The sequence below is a fragment of the Sorangium sp. So ce363 genome (genome assembly GCF_051520435.1).
GTDB lineage: Bacteria > Myxococcota_A > Polyangia > Polyangiales > Polyangiaceae > Sorangium > Sorangium cellulosum_B.
In genome coordinates this window covers 4,341,551-4,360,823 of sequence record NZ_CP150333.1, presented here as the reverse complement: position 1 = coordinate 4,360,823, position 19,273 = coordinate 4,341,551, and the positions used below count along the sequence as shown (strand labels likewise).

The following is a 19,273-nucleotide window of genomic DNA, read 5'->3' as shown; positions in this document are numbered from 1 at the left end:
TCTCAGGCGCCCGGGGCGCGGAAGGCGGTGACGTGCGCGTTCACCTTGACCGGCGTGAGGCCGGCGCCGCAGAGGCGCGGCGCCTCGCTCGCGGCAGAGAACAGGAGCCCGCCCGGGCCGAGCTCGGCCGCGAGGCGGCGCGCCACCGCGTCGCCGGCGGGCTCTGCGAGATACAGGAGCACGTTCTTGAAGAAGATGATCTGGAACCCGCCGCTCGGCACGGCGTGCACCAGATCGCAGACCTCGAAGGACACGACGTCGCGGAGCTGCTGGCCGACGTGCAGCGCGCCGCCCTTCTCTTCACAGTAGCGCTGAACGAAGGACGGGGGGAGCTGGTCGACGGCCTCGGCGGAGTAGACGGCCTCGCGCGCCGCCTCGATCGCCGGAGCGGCGCGGTCGACCCCGAGCACGCTGAAGCGGCGGCCCGCGCTCGCGAGCACCATCGCCAGGGTATAGGCCTCCTCGCCGGTGCTGCACCCGGCCGAGAGGCCGGCGATGGGCAGGTCGGGCGGGAGCCTGGGCAGCACCGAGGTGGCGATGGCCTCCCAGATGATCGGGTCGCGGTAGAAGCGCGTCTCGCCGACGCGGAGCGCGCTGACGATCTCCTCGATGGCCTCCCTGTCGTCCCGCAGCCGCTCGGCGGCCGCGAGCGGCGACACGCCGTGGCGCGCGGCCACGGCGCTGAGCACGGCGAGGACCCGCTCGCGCACCCAGCCTGGGGCGGCGAGGCTGCGGCCGAGGCCGAACCGGCGCTGCAGCTCGGCGAGCGCGAGGTCGACGGCCCGCTGGGCGGACCGCGCCGCAGGACCTCCTCCCGCTCTCGACGATCGGGCCATCGAAGGTCGTCGCGATCAGCCGAGGAAGCCGGCTTTCCTGGCCTGGGCTCCCTTACCGCCGCCGTCGAGGGCGATGGCGAACACGTCCTTCAGCGCGAGCACGAACGTCTCGCCCTTGGTGCTGCGCGCCTTGAGGAGCCCGCCCGCGCTCGACACGGCCTCGATCTTGGTCACCGGGAGCGACACGCCGTCGTGCGCGGCGTAGATCGTGAGCACGCGCCCTTCAGGGAGCTCGGCCCAGCCGTCTTTGTCGGTCTTCGCCTCTGCCGTCTCGAGGGCTGCCTTGAGTAGGTCGTCGGTCATGAGCAACGTTTCCGTCCCGCGCCCTGCCGCGTCAAGCACGTGCTCGCCCTTACCGTGATGCAAGGCGATCGGCGTCCTGCGGGGCCTCCTCCGTGGTACCGTACTGTGCGGATGTCGAGAAGGCCGCCCAGCCAGCCCCCCCCGCGAGGGGCCCCCCCGGAGGCGCAGCAGGTGGGCAACATGCCGCCGGGGTGGCAGCCGGGGGATCACCTCTTCGTCGACGACATCAAGAAATCGTTCGGGGCGACGAAGGTGCTGCACGGCATCACGATGCACCTCCGGCGGACCGAGACGGCGGTGATCATCGGCGGGTCGGGCGCTGGCAAGACCACGCTGCTCCGGCTGCTCATCGGGCTGGAGCGGCCGACCACCGGTCACATCTGGGTCGACGGCGTGGACATGGGCGCGCTCGACGATTTCGAGATGAACCGGATGCGCCAGCGGTTCGGCATGGTGTTCCAGTACGCGGCGCTGCTCGACTCGCTGACGATCTTCGACAACGTGGCGTTCCCGCTGCGCGAGCACCGGAAGCACATGTCGAAGCGGGACATCCACGACAAGGTCGTGGGCATGCTGAACTCGCTCGGCCTCGAGAACAAGGAGGACCGAATGCCGTCGGAGCTGTCCGGCGGGCAGCGCAAGCGCGTGGGCCTGGCGCGCGCGCTGATGCTGGAGCCCGAGATCCTCATCTACGACGAGCCGACCAGCGGGCTCGATCCGCTGACGAGCCGGATGGTCGACGACCTGATCGAGGAGACGCGGGCGCGCTTCAAGGTGACGAGCGTGGTGATCTCGCACGACATGGCGAGCACGTTCCGCATCGCGCACCAGGCGTTCCTCGTGATCCAGGGGCGCGTCGTCGCGTCGGGGACGCCGGACGAGCTGGCGCACGGCGACAACGAGCAGGCGCGCCAGTTCATCGCGGCGTCGGGGGTGGCGACGGACGAGGTGTCGCGGGTGAACCGGCCTGCGCTGGCGGACAGCAAGGGCGGGCAGGTGATCGAGTTCAGGAAGGCGGCGGAGTAGGTCGCGTAGGCGCGCGGCGCTTCACCCGCGCGAGCGTCGAGTCAGCGGCGGGGCGAACGCAAGGGCACCGCCACCGGACACGGTGATCGCGACGCGTGCGACGAGGTGAAACGAATGGATCGGTGGTTCTGGATCGGCCTCGGTGGCGCAGCGGGGACCCTCGCCCGCTACGGGCTGTCGACGTGGTGCCAGCAGCGCTTCGGCGCCGAGTTTCCTTATGGGACGCTCGCGGTCAACGTGATCGGGTCGTTCTTGCTCGGCGCCATCGGAGAGGTCGCCGCGACGACGGAGCTCCTGTCGCCGACGCTCCGCCTCAGCCTGAGCACCGGCGTCATGGGCGGCTTCACCACGTACTCGAGCTTCAACAACGAGACGATCCGGCTCATCGAGTACAAGTCGTGGGCCGTGGGGCTCGCCAACATCGCGATCACGCTGGTCGGTTGCCTGCTCGCCGGCGTCCTCGGGATGGTCGTCGCGAGGCGGCTCGTCGCGGGCTGAAGGCGCGGAGACGGGCCGTGGAGAGCGTCGGCGACAGGCGGCGCCGCCCGTGGTCCTGGGGGATGAGGCTCAGCCGTCGGCGCCGAGGATCGGCGCGGTCTCTCCCTGCGCCGGCGGTGCGGCGCCCGGCGCTCCGCCAGTGGCGGCCGGGGGCGTCTCTGCGCCGGACGAGGGCTTCTCTCCGGCGGGCGGTGGCTTCTTGCCGGAGCTGCCGGAGCGGGCCTCGAACATCCATGCGGCCTTGTTCAGCTCGGGGACCAGGATCGTTCCGTCGAACCGGCGCGCCGCGCGGAAGGCGCGGAGGATCTTCTCGATCACGACCGCGACCCTTCCGTCCTGCAGATCGAGCGCGCGCTGCGTCACCCGCCGCCCCGCGGCGATCTGGACGCTGGCGACGCCGCGCACCCGCTGCGCCGTGACACGGAGCGCCGCCGCGCACTCGGCGCCGACGCCGTAGTCCTCGAGGAGCCTCGCGTCCTGCGCCGGATCGGCCCTTCGGGTCTCGTCGATGAAGCTCGCGAGCGCCTCGAGGCCCTTGGCGAGGCTCTCGGGGGAGTCCGCGCGCCCCACGACGGCGTCGACCCGCGCCATGCGGCGAGCGCCGAGCGCGTTGCGCAGGCCGTCGTAGCAGAGGTCGCGCTCGCCGATGCCGTCGCGCATCGCGCTCCGCCCCTGGATCTCGAGCGCGGCCCTCGCGCCGGCGGCCTCGGTCGCCGCCGCGTCGTGCGACCGCTTCATCGCCTGGAGCCTGCCCGCCTCGGCGACGAGCAGCGGCAAGAGCGCCGCGGGCATGCGCACCTTGCCGCGCTGCGCCTCGGACAGCGAGCCCAGGATCCGCCGCGCCGAGGCGACGAAGTGCGGGGCGTCATCGATGAGGCTCTGCGAGTCGATGCGCGTCCCCTCGGTGACGAGGTCCTCCTCGGGGATGCCCGCGTAGGTGCGCGCGGCGAACGCGCCATCCGCGGGGCCGAGCTCCCTCGCGAGCGAGTCGAGGGTGATGGTGGCGGGTGAGCTGATCGGTACCTCGGCCGGCGATGCCGCCGGCGCGGGCTTCTTGGTCTTGGAAGTGGCCATGAGAAGAGAGGCTACGGGAGGGCGTCAACGCAAGGAAAGCGGGCAACTGCGCTGGGCAGGATCACGTCGCGACGGCCCGGGCCCGCGGGCGCTCCGCGCCAAGGGCAGCGCTTGATCGGTGGCGAGGCGCCGCGCGAGCACGCGGTGCGCCGCCGCCGCGAGCGCGCGGCTCATGCAGTCCTCCGCCGTGTCGCCGAGGAGCGCCTCGGCCTGGCGGGTCAGGTCGCGCGCGGTCGCGAGGGATCGATCGTCTTCCGGATCGAGCATGGTCCCGAGGAGCTCGACCCCCAACGTCGACACCCCGGGTCACGCGATGAGCCCGCGCTCCCTGCTCGCCTCGTCCAGCCGCACGAAGCTCGCTCCCCTCCGCGCAAGCTCCTCCACGAACGCCCCCAGCGCCTCGAGCCGCCTGCCCAGCGCGACCCGGAGCTCCGGCTGGTACGGCGCCAGTGCCTCGAGGCCGTCGCTCCGGTCGAGGAAGTCCATCCCGTGCAGCTCCAGGTTCACGAGCACCTCCCCGGCGCACGCGCGCGCCAGGAGCCGCGCGCCCGCCGCACCCGCGAGCGCCACGCTCGTCCCGATGACCGGCAGCCGCAACCCCGGCGTCACCTGGATCGGCAGCTCGACGAAGCGCCGGCCGCCACGGCGGTACCACGGCCGCCCCGGCCGGTACGGCCGGCGGGGCGCCGCGAGCACACGCGGGGTGTCCAGGATCGCCGACGACCCCCTGCCCTTCACCCGCTGCACGCCCATCGCGAGCGCCTTCGCGGCGTAGTACGGCGGGCATGGGAACACCGAGGAGTCGAACGCGACCCCCACGGCGTCGAGCGCGTCGAACAGCGCGTCGCTCACGGTGTACCCCGGCGCGCGGAAGCCCGTCGGACGCCGGCCGACCGCCTCCGCGATGGCCTCGGCGCCCAGCAGCACCTCCCGCGCGATCGCGGCGCGCGGGAGCCGCGAGAGGTCGTAGCGGTGCCCGTACGAGTGGTTCTCGACCGCGTGGCCAGCGTCGCTCAGCGCGCGCAAGGCCGCGGCGCTCTCGGGGCGCGCGAGGTCGCAGCCTATCGCGAACAGCGTGACGGGGATGCCGTGGGAAGCAGCGAAATCAGCGATGCGCGGGAGCGCCGTGTCGTAAACAGCGCTCAGCGCGGCCGCCGCCCCGGAGCGATCCGGGACGGCGAGCCCGTGGATGGCGAAGTAGTTCGGGACCTCGTCGAGGTCGATCGAGACGGCGGCGAGGCGCCCCCGCATCGGACCGCGTCAGCTCGCGGCCATCTTCGCCACCTCGGCGGCGAAGTCGTCCTCTTTCTTGGCGATGCCCTCGCCGCGCTCATACCGCACGAAGCGCGTGAGCTTGAGCTCGCCGCCGGCCGCCTTCGACGCCGCCTGGAGGAGCTTCTCGATCGTCTGGCCGGCCTCGCCGCGCGACGCGGCCTCCACCGACTCCTGCTCGAGCAGCGCGACCTCCGAGTACCACTTGTTGAACTTGCCCTCGATGATCTTCGGCCACGCCGCCTCCGGCTTCGGCTTCGGATCCTCGCGCAGCTGCCCCTCGAAGATCTCCTGCTGCTTGGCCTTCAGCTCCGCCGTGACCTCGTCGCGACGGAGGACGAGCGGGCTCATCGCGGCGGCCTGCATCGCCGTCTCCTCGACGAACTTCTGCACCGCAGGGTGCTCCGCCACGGCCTGGCTCGACGCCTCGACCGCCACGAGCACGCCGATCTTGCCGCCGAGGTGCACGTACTCGTGCGCGACGCCGTGCTTGCCCGCCGGGATCGACACGCGATCCCAGCGGCGCACCGCGATCTTCTCGCCGATGCGCGCGGTCAGCTCGGTGGCGGTGTCGGCGATCGACTTGCCGCCGATGGAGAGCTGACCCGCGTCCGCGCCGTCGGGCGCCTTCTCGAGGGCCGCGAGCACGTCGCCGACGAACTGCCGGAACGCGTCGTTGCGGGCGGCGAAGTCGGTCTGGATGTTGACCTCGACCATCGTCGCGCTCCGCCGGTCGGCCGCGACCACCGCGCGGACCTCGCCCTCGGTGGCGGACGCGCCGGCCCGCTTGGCGCTCTTCGCGAGACCCTTCTTCAGGATGATCTCGACCGCCTTCTCCATGTCGCCCTCGGCCTCCGTGAGGGCGCTCTTGCAGTCGCTCATCCCCGCCTGGGTACGCTCACGAAGCTCCTTGATCGCCTGCGCATTGATGCCGGCCATGGCTCTTTCTCCTTCAACCTGGAACCTAGATAGGAAGGGGCCGCGCCGAGCGGCCCCCGTTCACCACACGTCCGACTGCTGTTGCACGAACGGCCCGAGCGAGGGCGGGTCGAACCGCAGAGGCACAGAAGGCGCAGAGGCGTGAAATTTTCATTTCTGTCCCTGCGCCCTCTCTGCTCTCGCGCGGCTGCCACACCGCCCAGGCGAGCGGCGACGTCGTCGTCACCGCGCCGCCCGAGCGCTGGGCCGCTCCGTTGCGGCTCGCGCCGCGCTACGACGCCTGCTGCTGGCGCGGACCGCCGCCGCGGCCGCCGCGGCCGCCCTGGTAGACGTTGATCTCGTCGCGCTGGCCGCGACCGCCGCCCGCCGCCTGCTGCCCGCCCTCACCGTGATCCTTGCGGCGCTGCGCGCCCTCGACGCACGCGTCCGCGACGCGGGCGGTGATCAGCCGGATCGAGCGGATGGCGTCGTCGTTGCCAGGGATGACGAAGTCGACGAGATCCGGGTCGCAGTTCGTGTCCGTGATGGCCACGACCGGGACGTTCAGCTTGCGCGCCTCGCTGATCGCGATCGACTCCTGGTGCGGATCGATCACGAAGATCGCGGCCGGGAGGCCGCCCATCCCCTTGAGGCCGCCCAGGTACTTCTCGAGCCGCTCGCGCTCCTTCTCGAGGCGGACGACCTCCTTCTTGAGCAGCTGCTCGTAGGTGCCGTCCTCCTTCATGCGCTCGAGGGTGCGCAGGCGATCGAGGCCCTGCTTGATCGTCCGGAAGTTCGTCAGGGTGCCGCCGAGCCAGCGGTTCGTGACGAAGTACATGCCCGACCGGCGGGCCTCCTCCTGCACGATGTCCTGCGCCTGGCGCTTCGTGCCGACGAACAGCACGTGGCCCCCGCGGCCGACGGCGTCGGTCAGGAAGTCGTACGCGCGCTTGAAGAGCCGCGTCGTCTGATCGAGATCGATGATGTGGATGCCGTTGCGCGCGCCGTAGATGAACGGCCGCATCTTCGGGTTCCAGCGCTTCGTCTGGTGGCCGAAGTGCACGCCCGCGTCGAGCAGCGAGCGGAGCGGAAGCGGGAAATCCCCCGGCTGGGGGGCGGCGGCCTGCATGGTGTCGGCCGCGGGGACGGATGCGGAGAAGCTGGTATCGGTCACGGCAGTGCCCTTTCGGTTGGTCCGCCGCTCCCCCTCCCGCGACCAACCCCATGCGCGGACAGGAGCGTCCGTGCTGCTGGGGCACCGGGCCGCGGAATGCCGTGGGTGCCAGGAGAGCGTGTGGATTCGGTTCTGCGGCAGCGAAGGCGAGGATTCGGCCTCCGCTGTCCCCCTCGTCACGAGACCGCAAGAAGGGGGGCGGTTTGCTACCCCGAGGCGCCTCGCTTGTCAAGCGATGAAGCCGCCACCTCGGCGTGCACAATTTCCGTGTGTTTGCGCGTGTCTTCGCGCGGTTGTCCGCGCAGCCATCCGCGCAGTTACGCGCGCAGTTACCCGCGCAATTGCCCGCGCAGTTGCCTTCGTTGCGTCAGCTGCGCCGATGGGACCACGCGGCGCGGAGCACGGGAACGCCGGGCCACGCCCCCTGGCGCGCCGTGGCCCGGCACCCGCGATGGCGTACACTCGCCTCGTGCGAACCGCATCACGAGGCTTTCTTACCGCACGCTTCGCTTCGGTCTGCGCAGGGCTCGCGATCGTCTCCGCCTGCATCGCCTCGGCGCCGGAGGGCATCCGCCGGCAGACCGACGGCGATGGCGGCGATTTCGGCGTGGACCCGCAGACAACGTCGACGTCATCGTCCGCCGGCGCAGGGCTGCCCGGCGGCGATCCGCACGCGCTGCTCGGCGCGGACCCGACGCACGGGCCGTTCAACGGAGGCCAGCGCGTCCTGCTCCACGGCAACGGCTTCAGCTCCCAGGTCCGCGTCTGGTTCGGCGACGTCGAGGTCGATCCGTCCGCGATCGTGCCCATCGATCCCAGCCGGGTCCAGGTGGCGGCGCCGCCGGGCGCGGCGGGCCCGGTGGAGCTCGCCGTGCAGAACGGCGATGACACGTCGACCCGGCGAACGCTGCCGGGCGGCTACGTGTACGACGCGCTCTATGCGTCCCCGTCGAGCGGGCCGATCTCCGGCGGGACGACCATCGAGCTCGTCGGCCAGGGCACGCGCTGGAACGAGACGACGGTCGCGAAGATCGATCAGAAGCCGTGCACGTCGCTCGCCGTCCAGGAGCCGACGCGGCTCCTGTGCACGGTGCCCCAGGGCACGCCGGGCGCGAAGACGATCTCGGTGACGACCGGCGGCGAGAGGATCCTCGTGCTGGACGGCTACACCTACGAGGACAGCGAGAACGGCTACAAGGGCGGGCTCAGCGGCGCGCCGCTCGCCGGACGGCTGAAGGTGCTCGTCTACAACAACTTCACGGGTGATCCGATCCCGGGAGCGAGCGTCGTCGTCGGCACCGACACGACCTCCCCGATCGAGGTCGACGCGTCCGGCGTCGCGGTGATCGAGGACGCGTCGCTCGATTCGCCGCGCACCGTCACCGTGGCCGCGACGTGCCATAGCCCGATCTCGTTCGTCGACGTGCCGGTCGACACGGTGACCGTCTACCTGGATCCGGTGCTCACCCCCGCGTGCGGCGCGTCCGGCGATCCACCCCCGCCGGTCGGCGGCAAGGTCGGCAGCGCGGGCGCGATCGAGGGCGAGCTCGTCTGGGACACGTCGCTGGATCCCGGGAGCGTCGCGTGGGGCAACATCCCGAGCCCGCGCCGCGAAACCGAGCGAAAGGCGGCGTACCTGTTCACGACGGGCGCCGATCCTCTCGCGACCTTCAGGCTGCCGTCCGAGTTCCAGGCGCTCACGCCGGAGACGTCGGGCGAGCTCGGGCACGGGTTCACGATGTACGTCGCGCCCGGCAACCGCACGATCTACGCGCTGGCGGGCCTCGAGGATCGCTCGACGACCCCGCCGCGGTTCACCGCATACGCCATGGGCGTGGTCCGCGGGATCCCCGTGCTCCCGAACGAGTGGACGAGGGAGGTGTTCGTGCGGATCAATCAGCCGCTCGACCACGCCCTCTCGATGGACGTCAGGGCGCCGGCGAAGGGGCCGAAGGGGCCGGATCGGATCCAGGCGAACGTGTCGCTGATGATCGGCAACGACGGGTTCGCGACGCTCCCGATCGGCGCACAGAGCCCGCTGATCCCGTTCGACGGGGGGCTGACGTTCGTGGGCGTGCCGCCGCTCGCCCGCGACCTGCTCGGCGCGAGCTACCACTCGTCCGCGCGCGCGGTGACCGGCCAGGCCGGGCTCGCGCCGCTGTCCGTCGTCGGGCGGGTCCTCTCGACCAGCACGAGCGAGCCCGTGCGCATCGGCGACTTCGTGGGGGTGCCGACGCTCGAGGCGCCCGCGCAGAACAGCGCCTGGGATGGGTCCCACCTCGCGACCTCGTTCGGCGAGGGCGCGCCCGCCGATCTCAGCGTCTACGACATCGCGAGCGGAAACGGCCTCATCCGGTGGACGGTGGCCGTGCCGGCAGGGTCGCACGCCGTCGAGGTGCCGGACCTCCGGCAGCTCGGGCTCGAGCACGGCGCGCTGCCGCCGGGGCCGCTCACGATCGGGGTGTACGGGGCGCGGATCGACGGCTTCGATTACGGCAAGCTCGTCTACCGGCAGCTCAAGCCGGCAGGGATGGCGGCCTACTCCCTCGACAGCTTCAACGCGCACCTGTGATGAGCGCCCCGCCCCACCCGACGCGAGCGCGCAGGCCGACGCGCGCACGGAAGCCAGGACGCCGCGCCCGATCGCGGCACGCTGCAGCCGCCGCCCTCGTCGCCGTCGCCGCGGGGCTCGGGCTCGCGCCGAGCTGCTTCGACAGCGGCACGCGGTGGGGTGAGCGGCCGGAGGAGCCGCCGCTCTGCACGGCCGGCGACGTGCGCTGCGGGGCGGAGCTCGCGCGCTGCGAGGAGACCGGCGCAGGGCTGGCCTGGGTGACGCTCGACGACTGCGCCGCTCAAGGGCGCGTGTGCGCGTCGCCCGAGCTCGGCTGCCGGCCATGCGTGCCCGCTGCGCGCTCGTGCCGCGAGCAGGACGTCGTCGTCTGCGACGCGGACGGCAGCTTCGGCCGCGTGATCGACACGTGCGACACGGAGGCCGGCGAGGCGTGCCGGAGCGGGAGCTGCCAGCAGCTCTGCGCCGTCGCGGAGCTCGAGCGGAGCAACGTGGGGTGCGAGTACTGGGCGGTCGATCTGGACAACGCGCGGATCGACGCGACCGGAAACGCGGCGGCGCAGCAGTTCGCGGTGGTGGTCTCGAACCCGCAGCCGGACGTGCCGAACGAGATCCACATCTTCCAGGACGACGGCGCGCCGGGCGACGAGCCCGCCCCGGTGGAGATCGCGAGCGCGCTCATCGCGCCGCTCTATCTCCAGGTGTTCAAGCTCGGGCCGCGCGAGGTCGATGGCAGCCCGGAGGGCGAGTACAACACGGGCACGCACACGGCGCTCACGCGGCACGCGTACAAGATCAAGTCGAAGTTCCCCATCGTCGCCTACCAGTTCAACCCGCTGGAGAACGCCAACGTGTTCTCCAACGACGCCTCGCTGCTGAAGCCGCGCGAGGCGCTGACGTACAGCCCGGGCGCGATGGCGACGGCGTACGTCGTCACGGGGTGGCCGCAGACCATCGCGGTCACGGACGATCCGGACACGAACTTCGATCCGCAGAACCCGATCGACCTTCGGGCGTTCCTGACCATCGTCGGGACGCGCGAAGGGACGACCGTGCAGGTGACGACGACGGCGAGGGTCGTCGGGGGCGGGCCCGTCCCGGAGACGCCGGAGGGCGGGTCGATCGAGGTCAAGCTCGGCGCGTTCGACGTGCTCAACCTGGAGAGCGGCGGGTTCAACGCGGACTTCACCGGATCGATCGTGAAGGCCGATCAGCCGATCGCGGTCTTCACCGGAAGCGAGGCCTCGGACGCGCCGCACTTCGACGTGCTCGCGGATCGCCGCTGCTGCGCCGACCACCTGGAGGATCAGCTCGATCCGACCCGGACCGCCGGCAAGCGGTTCGCGGTGCCGCACACGCCGAGCCGGTCGCTGACCGTCAAGGAGGCCGGCGCGCGGATCGAGGCCGTGCCCGAGCCGGAGTACGTCAGGATCGTGGCGGCCAGCGGCAAGGGCGCCGTGATCGAGACGACCCTGCCGCCGCCGGACGATCGGATCACGCTGTCGGCGCTGGGCGACTTCCGCGAGGTGACGGCGTGGGGCGACTTCATGATCGAGAGCTCCGAGCCGGTCATCGTGTCGCAGATCATGGCCAGCCAGAACGCGACGGGGGTCAAGCAGGGGCTGCCAGGCGGAGACCCGAGCCTCATCATCCTGCCGCCCATCGAGCAGTTCCGGCCGGACTACGTGTTCCTGACGCCGGACAAGTACGCGTTCGACTTCATCTCGGTGGTCGCGCCGCGGTCGGCCGTCGTGCGGCTCGACGACGCGACGCTCGGGCCGGACGAGTGCGAGATCGCGCCTGCGGACGGGCTCACGGAGGAGCAGCGCGGGGGCGGCGCGCCGTCGTTCGTCGTCTACCGCTGCCAGCTGAGCTTCGCGGCGATCGATCCGGCGCGGCAGGCGCCGGACAACGTGCTGCCCGGGATGCAGCGCGACGGCGTGCACTGGCTCACGGCCTCCGCGCCCGTGGGGCTGCTCGTGACGGGGTTCGACTCGTTCGTGAGCTACGGGTACGCGGGGGGCACCGAGCTCCGCGAGATCGCGCCGCCGGACTGAGCCGCCGCGGTCAGCCGCCGCCGAGGAGCCCCTTCAGCTTGGCCACGAGCCGCAGCGCGTCGAGCGGCGCGAGCCGATCGACGTCCACGGCGCGCAGGGTCTCGATGACGGCCGACTGCTCCGGCGGCACCGCGGCCTGCGCGGGGGCGAACAGGTCGAGCTGCGCGGCGCCGCCGCGCGTGCGGCCGCGGAGGGAGGCGTGCTTGCCGCCCGGCAGCGCGGCGCCCGACTCCAGCGTCGCGAGGATCGCGCGGGCGCGCGCGAGCACCCCCTCGGGGACCCCCGCGAGCCGCGCGACCGCCACGCCGTAGCTGCGGCTCGCGGGGCCCGCCTCGAGCTTGTGGAGGAAGATCACGTCGTCGCCGTGCTCGCGCGCGGCGACCGAGTAGTTCGCGATGCCCGGCGCGCGCGCCGAGAGCTCCGTCAGCTCGTGGTAGTGCGTCGCGAACAGGGCGCGGCAGCCGATCGCGTCGAACAGGTGCTCCGCCACGGCCCACGCGATCGCGAGGCCGTCGTACGTGCTCGTGCCGCGGCCGATCTCGTCGAGGATCACCAGCGATCTCCGCGTCGCGTCGCGGAGGATCTCGGCGGTCTCCCGCATCTCCACCATGAACGTGCTCTCGCCGCGCGCGACGTTGTCGCTCGCGCCCACCCGCGAGAGGATCCGATCGACGAGGCCGATCTCCGCCTCGCGCGCCGGGACGTAGCTGCCCATCTGCGCGAGGACCACGATCAGCGCCACCTGGCGCATGAGCGTCGATTTGCCCGCCATGTTGGGGCCCGTGATCAGCCAGAGCCGCTCGCCCGAGAGATCGAGGCGGGTGTCGTTCGGCACGAAGTGCCCCGCGGCCGCGTAGCGCTCGACCACCGGGTGGCGGCCGTCGCGGATCGCGAGCGCCTCGCCCGCCGTGACGTGCGGCCTCACGTAGTCGTTGCGGTGGGCGACGTCGGCGAGGGCGGCGGCGACGTCCCACGCCGCGAGCTTGCGCGCGAGCGCGCGGAGGCGGCCCTCGCTCTTCGCGACGAGGGCCCGCAGCCGGTCGAAGAGCGCGGTCTCCCGCTCCAGCGCGCGCGCCCCGGCGTGCTCGATCTTGTCGGCGAGCTCGTCGAGCTCGTCGCTCGTGTAGCGCTCGCCGGTCGCGACGGTCTGCTTGCGGCGGAAGGTGTCCGGGACCTTGGCGATGTGCGCGCGCGTCACCTCGATGTACCAGCCGAAGACGCGCGTGTACTTGACCCGGAGCGAGGGCGCGCCCGTCTGCGTGCGCAGCTTCGCCTCGAGCGCGAGGATGAGCTCCGTCGCGTTCTTCTCCACGCCGCGCGCGTCGTCGAGCTCCTTGTCGTACCCCTCGCGGAAGATGCCGCCCTCGCGCGTGTTCGGGGGCGGCCGCTCGATCAACGCGGCGGTGAGCTCGGCGCACACGTCGGCGACGACATCCAGCGCCGCCGCCTCGGCGAGGAGCGGCTCGGAGCTCGATCCGGCCGCAGCGCCCTCCTCGCCCCGCGCAGCGGCGCCGTCCTTGCCCCGCGCAGCGGCGCCGTCGTCGCTCCGCGCCGCCGCCTTGCCGAGGTCGGGGATCGACCGGACCGCGGCGATCGCCGCCGGGGCCGCCGTGAGGCCGTCGCGCAGGAGGCCGAGGTCGCGCGGCGTGGCCTCGCCGAGGAGCGCGCGGACGCTGAGGCGCTCGAGGTCGCCGACGCCGCCGAGCGCTTGCCGCAGCTCGCCGCGGGCGCGCGGGTGCGAGACGAAGAGCTCCACCTCGTCGAGGCGCCGGCGGATGCCGGCCAGGTCGGCGAGCGGCGAGAGCAGGCGGCGGCGCAAGAGCCGGGCGCCGCCCGGGGTGACCGTGCAGTCGATGACGTCGAGCAGGGTGCCGCGGCGGCCGCCGTCCGCGGCGCGCACGAGCTCCAGGTGCGCCTGGGCCGTCTCGTCGATGCGCAGCGTGCCCGAGGTGTCGTGCGGGGCGATGCGGCGCACCGGGATGCGCGCGCCGGGGCTGCAGCGGCGCGCGAAGCGCAGCGCCCGGGCCGCGGCGCGCACCGCCGGGAGCGGGTGCTCGGCCAGGGCCGCCGCCGAGATCGGCTCGATCGCAGCGTCGTCGAGGATCGACGCGACCTGCGCGCTGTCGAGCTCTTCGTCGTCGCGCAGCGCCGCGCGGCAGGCGAGCGAGGCCGCGGCCGCGCGGACGTCCGGGAGGTCCCGGGCGATGAGCGCCTCGCGCGGATCCGCCCGGGCGAGCTCCGCGAGCAGCGTCGCGGCGTCCGGGACCGAGGTGGCCGAGAGCTCGCCGGTGGAGAGATCCAGCAGCGAGAGGCCGTAGGGCCCCCCCGCTCCGAGGGCGTCGCCGCGGGGCACGCCGCCGCCGTCGACCGCCGCCAGGTAGTGGTTGGCGCGCGCGTCGAGCTGCTCGGTCTCGGTGACGAGCCCCGGCGTGACGACGCGCACGACCTGCCGCGGCACGAGCCCCTTGATCTTCGACGGATCCCCACACTGCTCGCAGATCGCCACCTTGTGGCCGAGCGCGAGCAGCCGCGCGATGTACCCGTGCGCCGCGTGGTGCGGGACGCCGGCCATCGGGGATTCGTCGGGCTCGCCCTTGTTGCGGCTCGTGAGCGTCAGGTTCAGCGCGCGCGACACGAGGACCGCGTCGTCGTTGAACATCTCGTAGAAGTCGCCCATCCGGAAGAAGAGGATGGCGTCGGGGTGGAGCGCCTTCGCATCCTCGTATTGGCGCATCACCGGGGTCAGCTTCTTCCTGGCCGCAGGCTGCTCGGACGGCTGCATCGCCGGCGTCTTAGTCTCGACCGCCGGTGAGGTCTACGCGGGATTCGCGCGTTTGTTCCGCTGTTTTCGTGGAAATATCGGCGCCGAAACCGCAATGCCGCGGGGCCGGCAGGTGGCTCAGCGGTACCGGCGCGCCACGGCGACGTCGCGTGAGCTCAGCAGGAACAGGCCCTGGACCGAGCCGTCGGTGACGGCGAGCTGGCCCGTGGCCGGAACGAGCTGGATGGACTGCGGCTGGAGCTCCGGTGTGTCGCTGATGTCCGCGAGGTCCAGGGCGAGCGGCGTGAACGCCCCCTGGGTGGTGAAGCGGAACTGCATGTCCTGCTCGGGCACGCCGCCCGTGACCGCGAACCGGAACATCGGGTTGATGAACGCCCCCACATCACCGTCGGTGACGCGCCCGTCGCGCGGCGTATGGACGACGCGCCCGTTGAACCGCGAGAGGCGCGTGTCGCACGAGTTGCGGCAATAGCCGCCCGCAGGATCGGCGATCACGTGGTGCAGGAAGCCGGCGCCGTTGCTCCGGACGACCCACTGGCCTCCGGCGCGGATGCCGAGCTGCACCGAGCCGGCGAAGCAGCACGCCGCGAACTCGACCTCATTCCTGGGCTCGAGCTCGAGGTGGTCCTCGTAGGCCTCGACGATGCGGAGCGCCGGGCGCGACGTGATGACGCTGCCGTACTTCGCGTTGCAGGTGTCGAACGAGCAGACGGCCGAGTCGACGCTCTTCCAGTAGGTGGCATCTTCGTCCGGAAGCTCGGACGTGATCTGCGCGAAGTCGGCGAGCTGCCCGGCGCGGGTCCCGTCCTCGTCCTCCGGGACGCCCGCGGCCTTCAGCTGCGCCTTCACGCTGGTCAGGCTCTGCACGCCGCGGCGGCAAAAGCGGGCGTCGGTGCCCCTCAGGTGGAGGTTCTCGTCGAAGGCCACGGAGGCCCGGGTGATCGACGTGAGCACCCCCTCGTACGTCACGTTCCACGTCTCGTTGGCGATGTGCACCCGCGGGTCCTCGAGGTTCATCGTCAGCGCGTGCTGCGGCCCGCCGGACCTCAGCACGAGCCCCTGCTCGTCGAGCTCGCTTTCAGCGCTGTCGCTCGACGCGATCGCCTCGCGCTGCACCCCCACCGCGAGCGCGAGGTCAGGCGCGGCCCCCTCGGACGGGAACGTGGCGCGCATCTTCGGGCTCTCCCCGGAGAGCGGCACGACCGCGCCGCTGCGGTCGTAGAGGATCGGCAGGCCCTGCACGCCGGGCTCGAGCTGGCCGGAGCCGTCGCTCGCCACGATGTAGGTCTCCGAGCGGACAGCGTGCGGGAGGACGACGTTGCAGGACGCCTCGCCGCTCGTCTCGAGCAGCGGGCTGCTCGGCGAAGCGTCCGCGTCGCAGCCCGCGCGGACGCTCTGGCGCTCGGGTCCGCGGCAGGCCGCGTCGAGGTCGTCGATGTCGACGATCGCGACCTGCCCGTTCGTGAGCGCCATGTACGCGAACGTGCCCCGGAGCTTCAGCGGGCCGGCGCCGGAGTCGCGATCGGTCGACGTGCGGTACAGCGTCTCGAGGTCGCACGACGTGACGCTGCTGTCGCACGTCCTGAGCTCCGGGAGGGGGCTGCACCGGATCCCCCTCGGCACCACGCCCGTCGCCGGGAGGCTCCTCGGGACCTCGCGCTGCACGATCGCGAGATCGCGGACAGGCGCCGGCAGGCGGATGCGGTCGGGCGGCTGGAACGGGTTCCAGTCCGGATTCTCGCGGGAGAGCGGCGACCGGCCGGACGCGTCGTCGCTGACGTCGTCGCTGACGTCGAAGACCATCACGCTGCCGTCGCCGGCGTCGACCGCGTAGAGGTAGCGGTTGAACTCGGGGGGCGACGCCTGGCTCACCGCGAGGCGCCTCGTCGTGACGACGCGCCCTGGGTCGAGCGTCGACGCGGGCAGCAGCGAGGGCAGCTCGCGCGGCTCGCAGGGCGTCGGGAGGTCGACGACGTGGATCACCGGCGCGTCGAGATCGGCGATGAACAGCCGGTCGCCGGAGAGCGCGAGCCCCGCGGGCCGGGCCTTGTCGAAGGCTTGCTCCGGGCTGGCCGCGACCGCCGGCTGAGAGCACGACACCTCGTCGGGCGACGCCTCCTCGGGCGGCGGCTCGTCGGGCGGCACGGCCGGCGGGAGCGAGACCTGGAGAGGGACCCACCGCTCCACCTCGCACGCCTTGAAGCCGCCGTCCTTGTAGTCCTCGTGCTCGAGGAGCTTCTGCGCGTCGATCACGACGAAGCCGCCAAGATCGGGCAGGGTCACGAGGAGCTTCTGCCGGCCGCCGCCCTCCATGGCGAGGCTCCCGTTCGAGGTGGCGCAGACATCGTCCACGAACGCGCCGGGGTCGCCAGGCTTGGTCGGCTCGACGTCGTACGGGGGGGGGCCGGCGTCACACGAGCTCCGCACGTTGCCGTTGGTATCCGGCGGGTCGGCGAGGAGCACCATCTCGCCCGGCGCCGAGGGGAGCGAGCAGGCCGGCCAGGAGCTGAGCGACGGGACCGGGCAGCCGTCGCGCGGCAGCACCTTCGCCGACGGAAGCGCGTAGATCCCCGCGCGCCCCGGCTCGGCGACGGCGACGAACGACGCGGTCCCGCCCGGCGTCGCGACGATGTCGACCGGCTGCGCGCCGACCGGGAGGAAGCTCGGGGCGGGCGTGCCCGTGTCCCGATCGACGATCAGCGAGGACTCGGTCGTCAGGTCGACGAGCGCGACCTCGCCGTGCGTGGTCTGCGTGACGAGGCCGTAGAGGTGCGGGAGCGTGGCCCTGCCCCCGTTCTTGGCGTCGACCTCGTAGTCGGTGGACGACTCGACGGTGCCGTACGAGCAGTCCGTGATCGGCAGCGAGCGCATCACGCCCGGCTTGTCGGGATCCGGCCGGTCGATGGCGAGGCAGACGAAGGCGCTGCGGCCGGACTGCGCCAGGGCCTCGACGGGGACCGGCGTGGCCTCCGCGGCGCACCCGGCGAGCGCCAGGGCGGAGGTGGAGGCGAGGAGCGCGAGGCGCGGCTTCATTGGGACTCCCGGGGCGGGACGGGCGTGCCCACCGTGAGGATCATCGTTCCGAACGTGTTCGCCTTGCGCATGTCGAGGTTGACAACGCCGAGGTAGGAGTCGGTGAAATGCGCAATGTACATGAGGGAATAGGTGTCGCAGCCGGCGCTGCCCTGCTCGCATTCGCAGCGCTCCTTCTCGTCGCCGCACGTGGAACCCGTGTCGAACGCGAGCGCCTGCGGTCCACGCCCGGTCTTGATGGGGGGGTCGACGCGGCGCGCTTCGGGGTCGTAGGAGAACGCGAGCCCCGTGTCGAACGCGAGCGCGAAGACCCTGCGGCGAGGCACGCCTTCCAGGTCGATCACCTCGCCGATCTCGATCCGAGACGGGTAGGCCCCGAGCGGGACGGCGTCGCGGATCGCGATCGTGTCGAACACCGAGGCCCGCTTCGCCGCGGGGACGTCCGAGTCCTTCTTGACCAGCGTCGTCGTCAGCTCGCCGATGAGCAGCGAGTTCGGACCGCGATGCGCCACGTACACCGGGATCGGGATCTCCACGCACCGCTCGAGGCACTCGACCACGTCTGCGTCATCCGCGCAGCCGTCCTCGCACGCCTGCCGCTCGTTCGCGTCGAACGCGATCCCGCGGGAGTCGGTGCCGCTCGCGAGCGCGGTGATCGGCGTCGGGGTCGACTCGTGCAGGCGCGGCGCCCCGCCTGAAGCGGCGTCCTGATAGCGGAGCAGGCCGAGCTCCGGCGCCGCGAGGTACGTGACCGCGAACGCGGGCTGGTCGTCGATCGCCCACCCGCTCTGCTGCAGCGCCCCGAGCACGCTCGGGCGCGGCACGGCCGCGAGCTCCGTCGGCCCGAAGGCGAGATCCGTGAGGACGTGCGCGAGCTGCGGCCGCTCGTTCGCTTCCCAGCGGTTCACGATGACGCTCGCGGCGTTCTCCGTCTGGTGCGAGACGACGATGCTCGTCCCGCCCGGGCCGGCGGCGATCCCGAACGGCTCCAGCGGCAGCTTGCGCCGGATGAGCTCCTGGCCCGGGTCTTCCCCGATGCGGTGATCTCTGCTGCAGCGCCCGCCCGCCGCGCTCGCGCCGCAGTCCAGCTGGAAGCAGGCGTCGCCCTCGCAGCGCTGCGCGCCGGCGTCGTCGGACCGATCGTCGGCGACGTCGAAGAAGGTCACCGAGGGGTCGCCGCGCACGGGCACGAACAGGCGCGCCTGCCGCTCCGCGCCGGGGTCGGCGCCCTCGCCGCTGAGCGGCCTGTGCACGAGGAGGAGGTTGGACGCGAACGCGCCGATCACGGCCGAGCTCCGGACGACCTCGTCGTCGCCCTCGAGGGCGGAGATATCGAGCGGCCCGCACGGCCCCGGGTAGAGCGACGGCGCAGCGTTTGTCGCCAGCCCCACGTTATTGCACGCACCGCGCACGCTGGCGTCCTGCCCGCCGGGAGCGAGCTCCGACTGGAGCGTGAGCGCCCGCTTGCGCAGCCGCTGGAGATCCAGCGCCTGGACCGTGCCGCCGTTGTACTGGAGATCGAAGTCCGAGTTCGCGACGTAGAGGACCCGTCCCCCGGGAGACGCCGCCAGGCCCGTCGGGTAATAGAACCCCTCGACCGGCGGCGGGAGGCCCTCGCCCTCGACGAAGCAGCCCACGACCCCGAGCCCGCCCACGATCGAGACCGCGAGGCCCACGCCAACGATGCGAGGTGTCTGGAGAAGTGTGTGGGCGAGCTTCATGCGGGCGCGG

The 19,273-nt window shown here is 72.4% G+C and carries 14 protein-coding genes; 4 read left to right on the top strand and 10 right to left on the bottom strand.

What is annotated here, in order from left to right:
* Positions 1–2 precede the first annotated feature (2 nt).
* Together WMF12_RS16615 and WMF12_RS16610 are read right to left on the bottom strand one after the other, a co-directional pair.
* Complete coding sequence (locus WMF12_RS16615; protein WP_437872506.1) at positions 3–836, bottom strand: CheR family methyltransferase; 834 nt, start codon at positions 834–836, stop codon at positions 3–5.
* Positions 837–851: 15 nt separating this feature from the next.
* On the bottom strand, positions 852–1,139 hold the full coding sequence (locus tag WMF12_RS16610) for a hypothetical protein (RefSeq protein WP_044965043.1): 288 nt from the start codon (positions 1,137–1,139) through the stop codon (positions 852–854).
* Between the two features lie 111 nt (positions 1,140–1,250).
* Between WMF12_RS16610 and WMF12_RS16605 the strand changes: the two genes are divergently transcribed.
* Both WMF12_RS16605 and crcB read left to right on the top strand, forming a co-directional pair.
* Positions 1,251–2,165: an ABC transporter ATP-binding protein gene (locus WMF12_RS16605; protein WP_437872505.1), complete on the top strand. Its 915-nt coding sequence runs from the start codon at positions 1,251–1,253 to the stop codon at positions 2,163–2,165.
* A gap of 114 nt (positions 2,166–2,279) precedes the next feature.
* A complete protein-coding gene (gene crcB / locus WMF12_RS16600; RefSeq protein WP_437746623.1) occupies positions 2,280–2,663 on the top strand; it encodes a fluoride efflux transporter CrcB in 384 nt (127 codons plus the stop codon).
* 69 nt (positions 2,664–2,732) lie between these two features.
* Here the strand turns inward: crcB and WMF12_RS16595 are convergent, their stop codons facing one another.
* The 5 genes from WMF12_RS16595 to rpsB form a co-directional block, all read right to left on the bottom strand.
* Complete coding sequence (locus WMF12_RS16595; protein WP_437872504.1) at positions 2,733–3,737, bottom strand: hypothetical protein; 1,005 nt, start codon at positions 3,735–3,737, stop codon at positions 2,733–2,735.
* Between the two features lie 24 nt (positions 3,738–3,761).
* Positions 3,762–4,037, bottom strand: a complete 276-nt coding sequence (locus tag WMF12_RS16590) for a hypothetical protein (protein WP_437872503.1) — start codon at positions 4,035–4,037, stop codon at positions 3,762–3,764.
* 6 nt (positions 4,038–4,043) lie between these two features.
* A complete protein-coding gene (locus WMF12_RS16585; protein ID WP_437872502.1) occupies positions 4,044–4,988 on the bottom strand; it encodes a polysaccharide deacetylase family protein in 945 nt (314 codons plus the stop codon).
* A 9-nt stretch (positions 4,989–4,997) separates the two neighbouring features.
* Positions 4,998–5,948, bottom strand: a complete 951-nt coding sequence (gene tsf, locus WMF12_RS16580) for a translation elongation factor Ts (RefSeq protein WP_437872501.1) — start codon at positions 5,946–5,948, stop codon at positions 4,998–5,000.
* Between the two features lie 271 nt (positions 5,949–6,219).
* A complete protein-coding gene (gene rpsB, locus WMF12_RS16575; RefSeq protein ID WP_437719550.1) occupies positions 6,220–7,056 on the bottom strand; it encodes a 30S ribosomal protein S2 in 837 nt (278 codons plus the stop codon).
* Positions 7,057–7,570: 514 nt separating this feature from the next.
* On the opposite strand from rpsB, the gene WMF12_RS16570 reads away from it, so the two are divergent.
* Both WMF12_RS16570 and WMF12_RS16565 read left to right on the top strand, forming a co-directional pair.
* Entirely contained in the window at positions 7,571–9,673 is a 2,103-nt protein-coding gene (locus tag WMF12_RS16570; RefSeq protein ID WP_437872500.1) for an IPT/TIG domain-containing protein, read from the top strand.
* Positions 9,673–11,727 (top strand): IgGFc-binding protein, encoded by a 2,055-nt coding sequence (locus WMF12_RS16565; RefSeq protein WP_437872499.1) that lies wholly within the window; start codon positions 9,673–9,675, stop codon positions 11,725–11,727. Before WMF12_RS16570 ends, WMF12_RS16565 begins: the two co-directional genes overlap by 1 nt.
* A 10-nt stretch (positions 11,728–11,737) precedes the next feature.
* Here WMF12_RS16565 and mutS read toward each other — a convergent pair whose 3' ends face one another.
* The 3 genes from mutS to WMF12_RS16550 all read right to left on the bottom strand — a co-directional run bounded on the left by mutS (position 11,738) and on the right by WMF12_RS16550 (position 19,263).
* Positions 11,738–14,509, bottom strand: coding sequence for a DNA mismatch repair protein MutS (mutS, locus tag WMF12_RS16560; RefSeq protein WP_437872498.1), 2,772 nt, complete (start codon positions 14,507–14,509; stop codon positions 11,738–11,740).
* Between the two features lie 117 nt (positions 14,510–14,626).
* Positions 14,627–17,542 (bottom strand): hypothetical protein, encoded by a 2,916-nt coding sequence (locus WMF12_RS16555; RefSeq protein WP_437872497.1) that lies wholly within the window; start codon positions 17,540–17,542, stop codon positions 14,627–14,629.
* A complete protein-coding gene (locus WMF12_RS16550) occupies positions 17,539–19,263 on the bottom strand; it encodes a hypothetical protein (RefSeq protein ID WP_437872496.1) in 1,725 nt (574 codons plus the stop codon). The genes WMF12_RS16555 and WMF12_RS16550 overlap by 4 nt, the downstream gene beginning before the upstream one ends.
* Positions 19,264–19,273 lie beyond the last annotated feature (10 nt).

Excerpts from the sequence above, each read along its gene's own strand:
- WMF12_RS16605 (WP_437872505.1), top strand. The coding sequence starts at position 1,251 with ATGTCGAGAAGGCCGCCCAGCCAGCCCCCCCCGCGAGGGGCCCCCCCG.
- WMF12_RS16550 (WP_437872496.1), bottom strand. The coding sequence starts at position 19,263 with ATGAAGCTCGCCCACACACTTCTCCAGACACCTCGCATCGTTGGCGTG.
- rpsB (WP_437719550.1), bottom strand. The coding sequence starts at position 7,056 with ATGCAGGCCGCCGCCCCCCAGCCGGGGGATTTCCCGCTTCCGCTCCGC.
- WMF12_RS16585 (WP_437872502.1), bottom strand. The coding sequence starts at position 4,988 with ATGCGGGGGCGCCTCGCCGCCGTCTCGATCGACCTCGACGAGGTCCCG.
- WMF12_RS16615 (WP_437872506.1), bottom strand. The coding sequence starts at position 836 with ATGGCCCGATCGTCGAGAGCGGGAGGAGGTCCTGCGGCGCGGTCCGCC.
- WMF12_RS16610 (WP_044965043.1), bottom strand. The coding sequence starts at position 1,139 with ATGACCGACGACCTACTCAAGGCAGCCCTCGAGACGGCAGAGGCGAAG.
- WMF12_RS16595 (WP_437872504.1), bottom strand. The coding sequence starts at position 3,737 with ATGGCCACTTCCAAGACCAAGAAGCCCGCGCCGGCGGCATCGCCGGCC.
- WMF12_RS16565 (WP_437872499.1), top strand. The coding sequence starts at position 9,673 with ATGAGCGCCCCGCCCCACCCGACGCGAGCGCGCAGGCCGACGCGCGCA.
- tsf (WP_437872501.1), bottom strand. The coding sequence starts at position 5,948 with ATGGCCGGCATCAATGCGCAGGCGATCAAGGAGCTTCGTGAGCGTACC.
- crcB (WP_437746623.1), top strand. The coding sequence starts at position 2,280 with ATGGATCGGTGGTTCTGGATCGGCCTCGGTGGCGCAGCGGGGACCCTC.
- mutS (WP_437872498.1), bottom strand. The coding sequence starts at position 14,509 with ATGCAGCCGTCCGAGCAGCCTGCGGCCAGGAAGAAGCTGACCCCGGTG.
- WMF12_RS16555 (WP_437872497.1), bottom strand. The coding sequence starts at position 17,542 with ATGAAGCCGCGCCTCGCGCTCCTCGCCTCCACCTCCGCCCTGGCGCTC.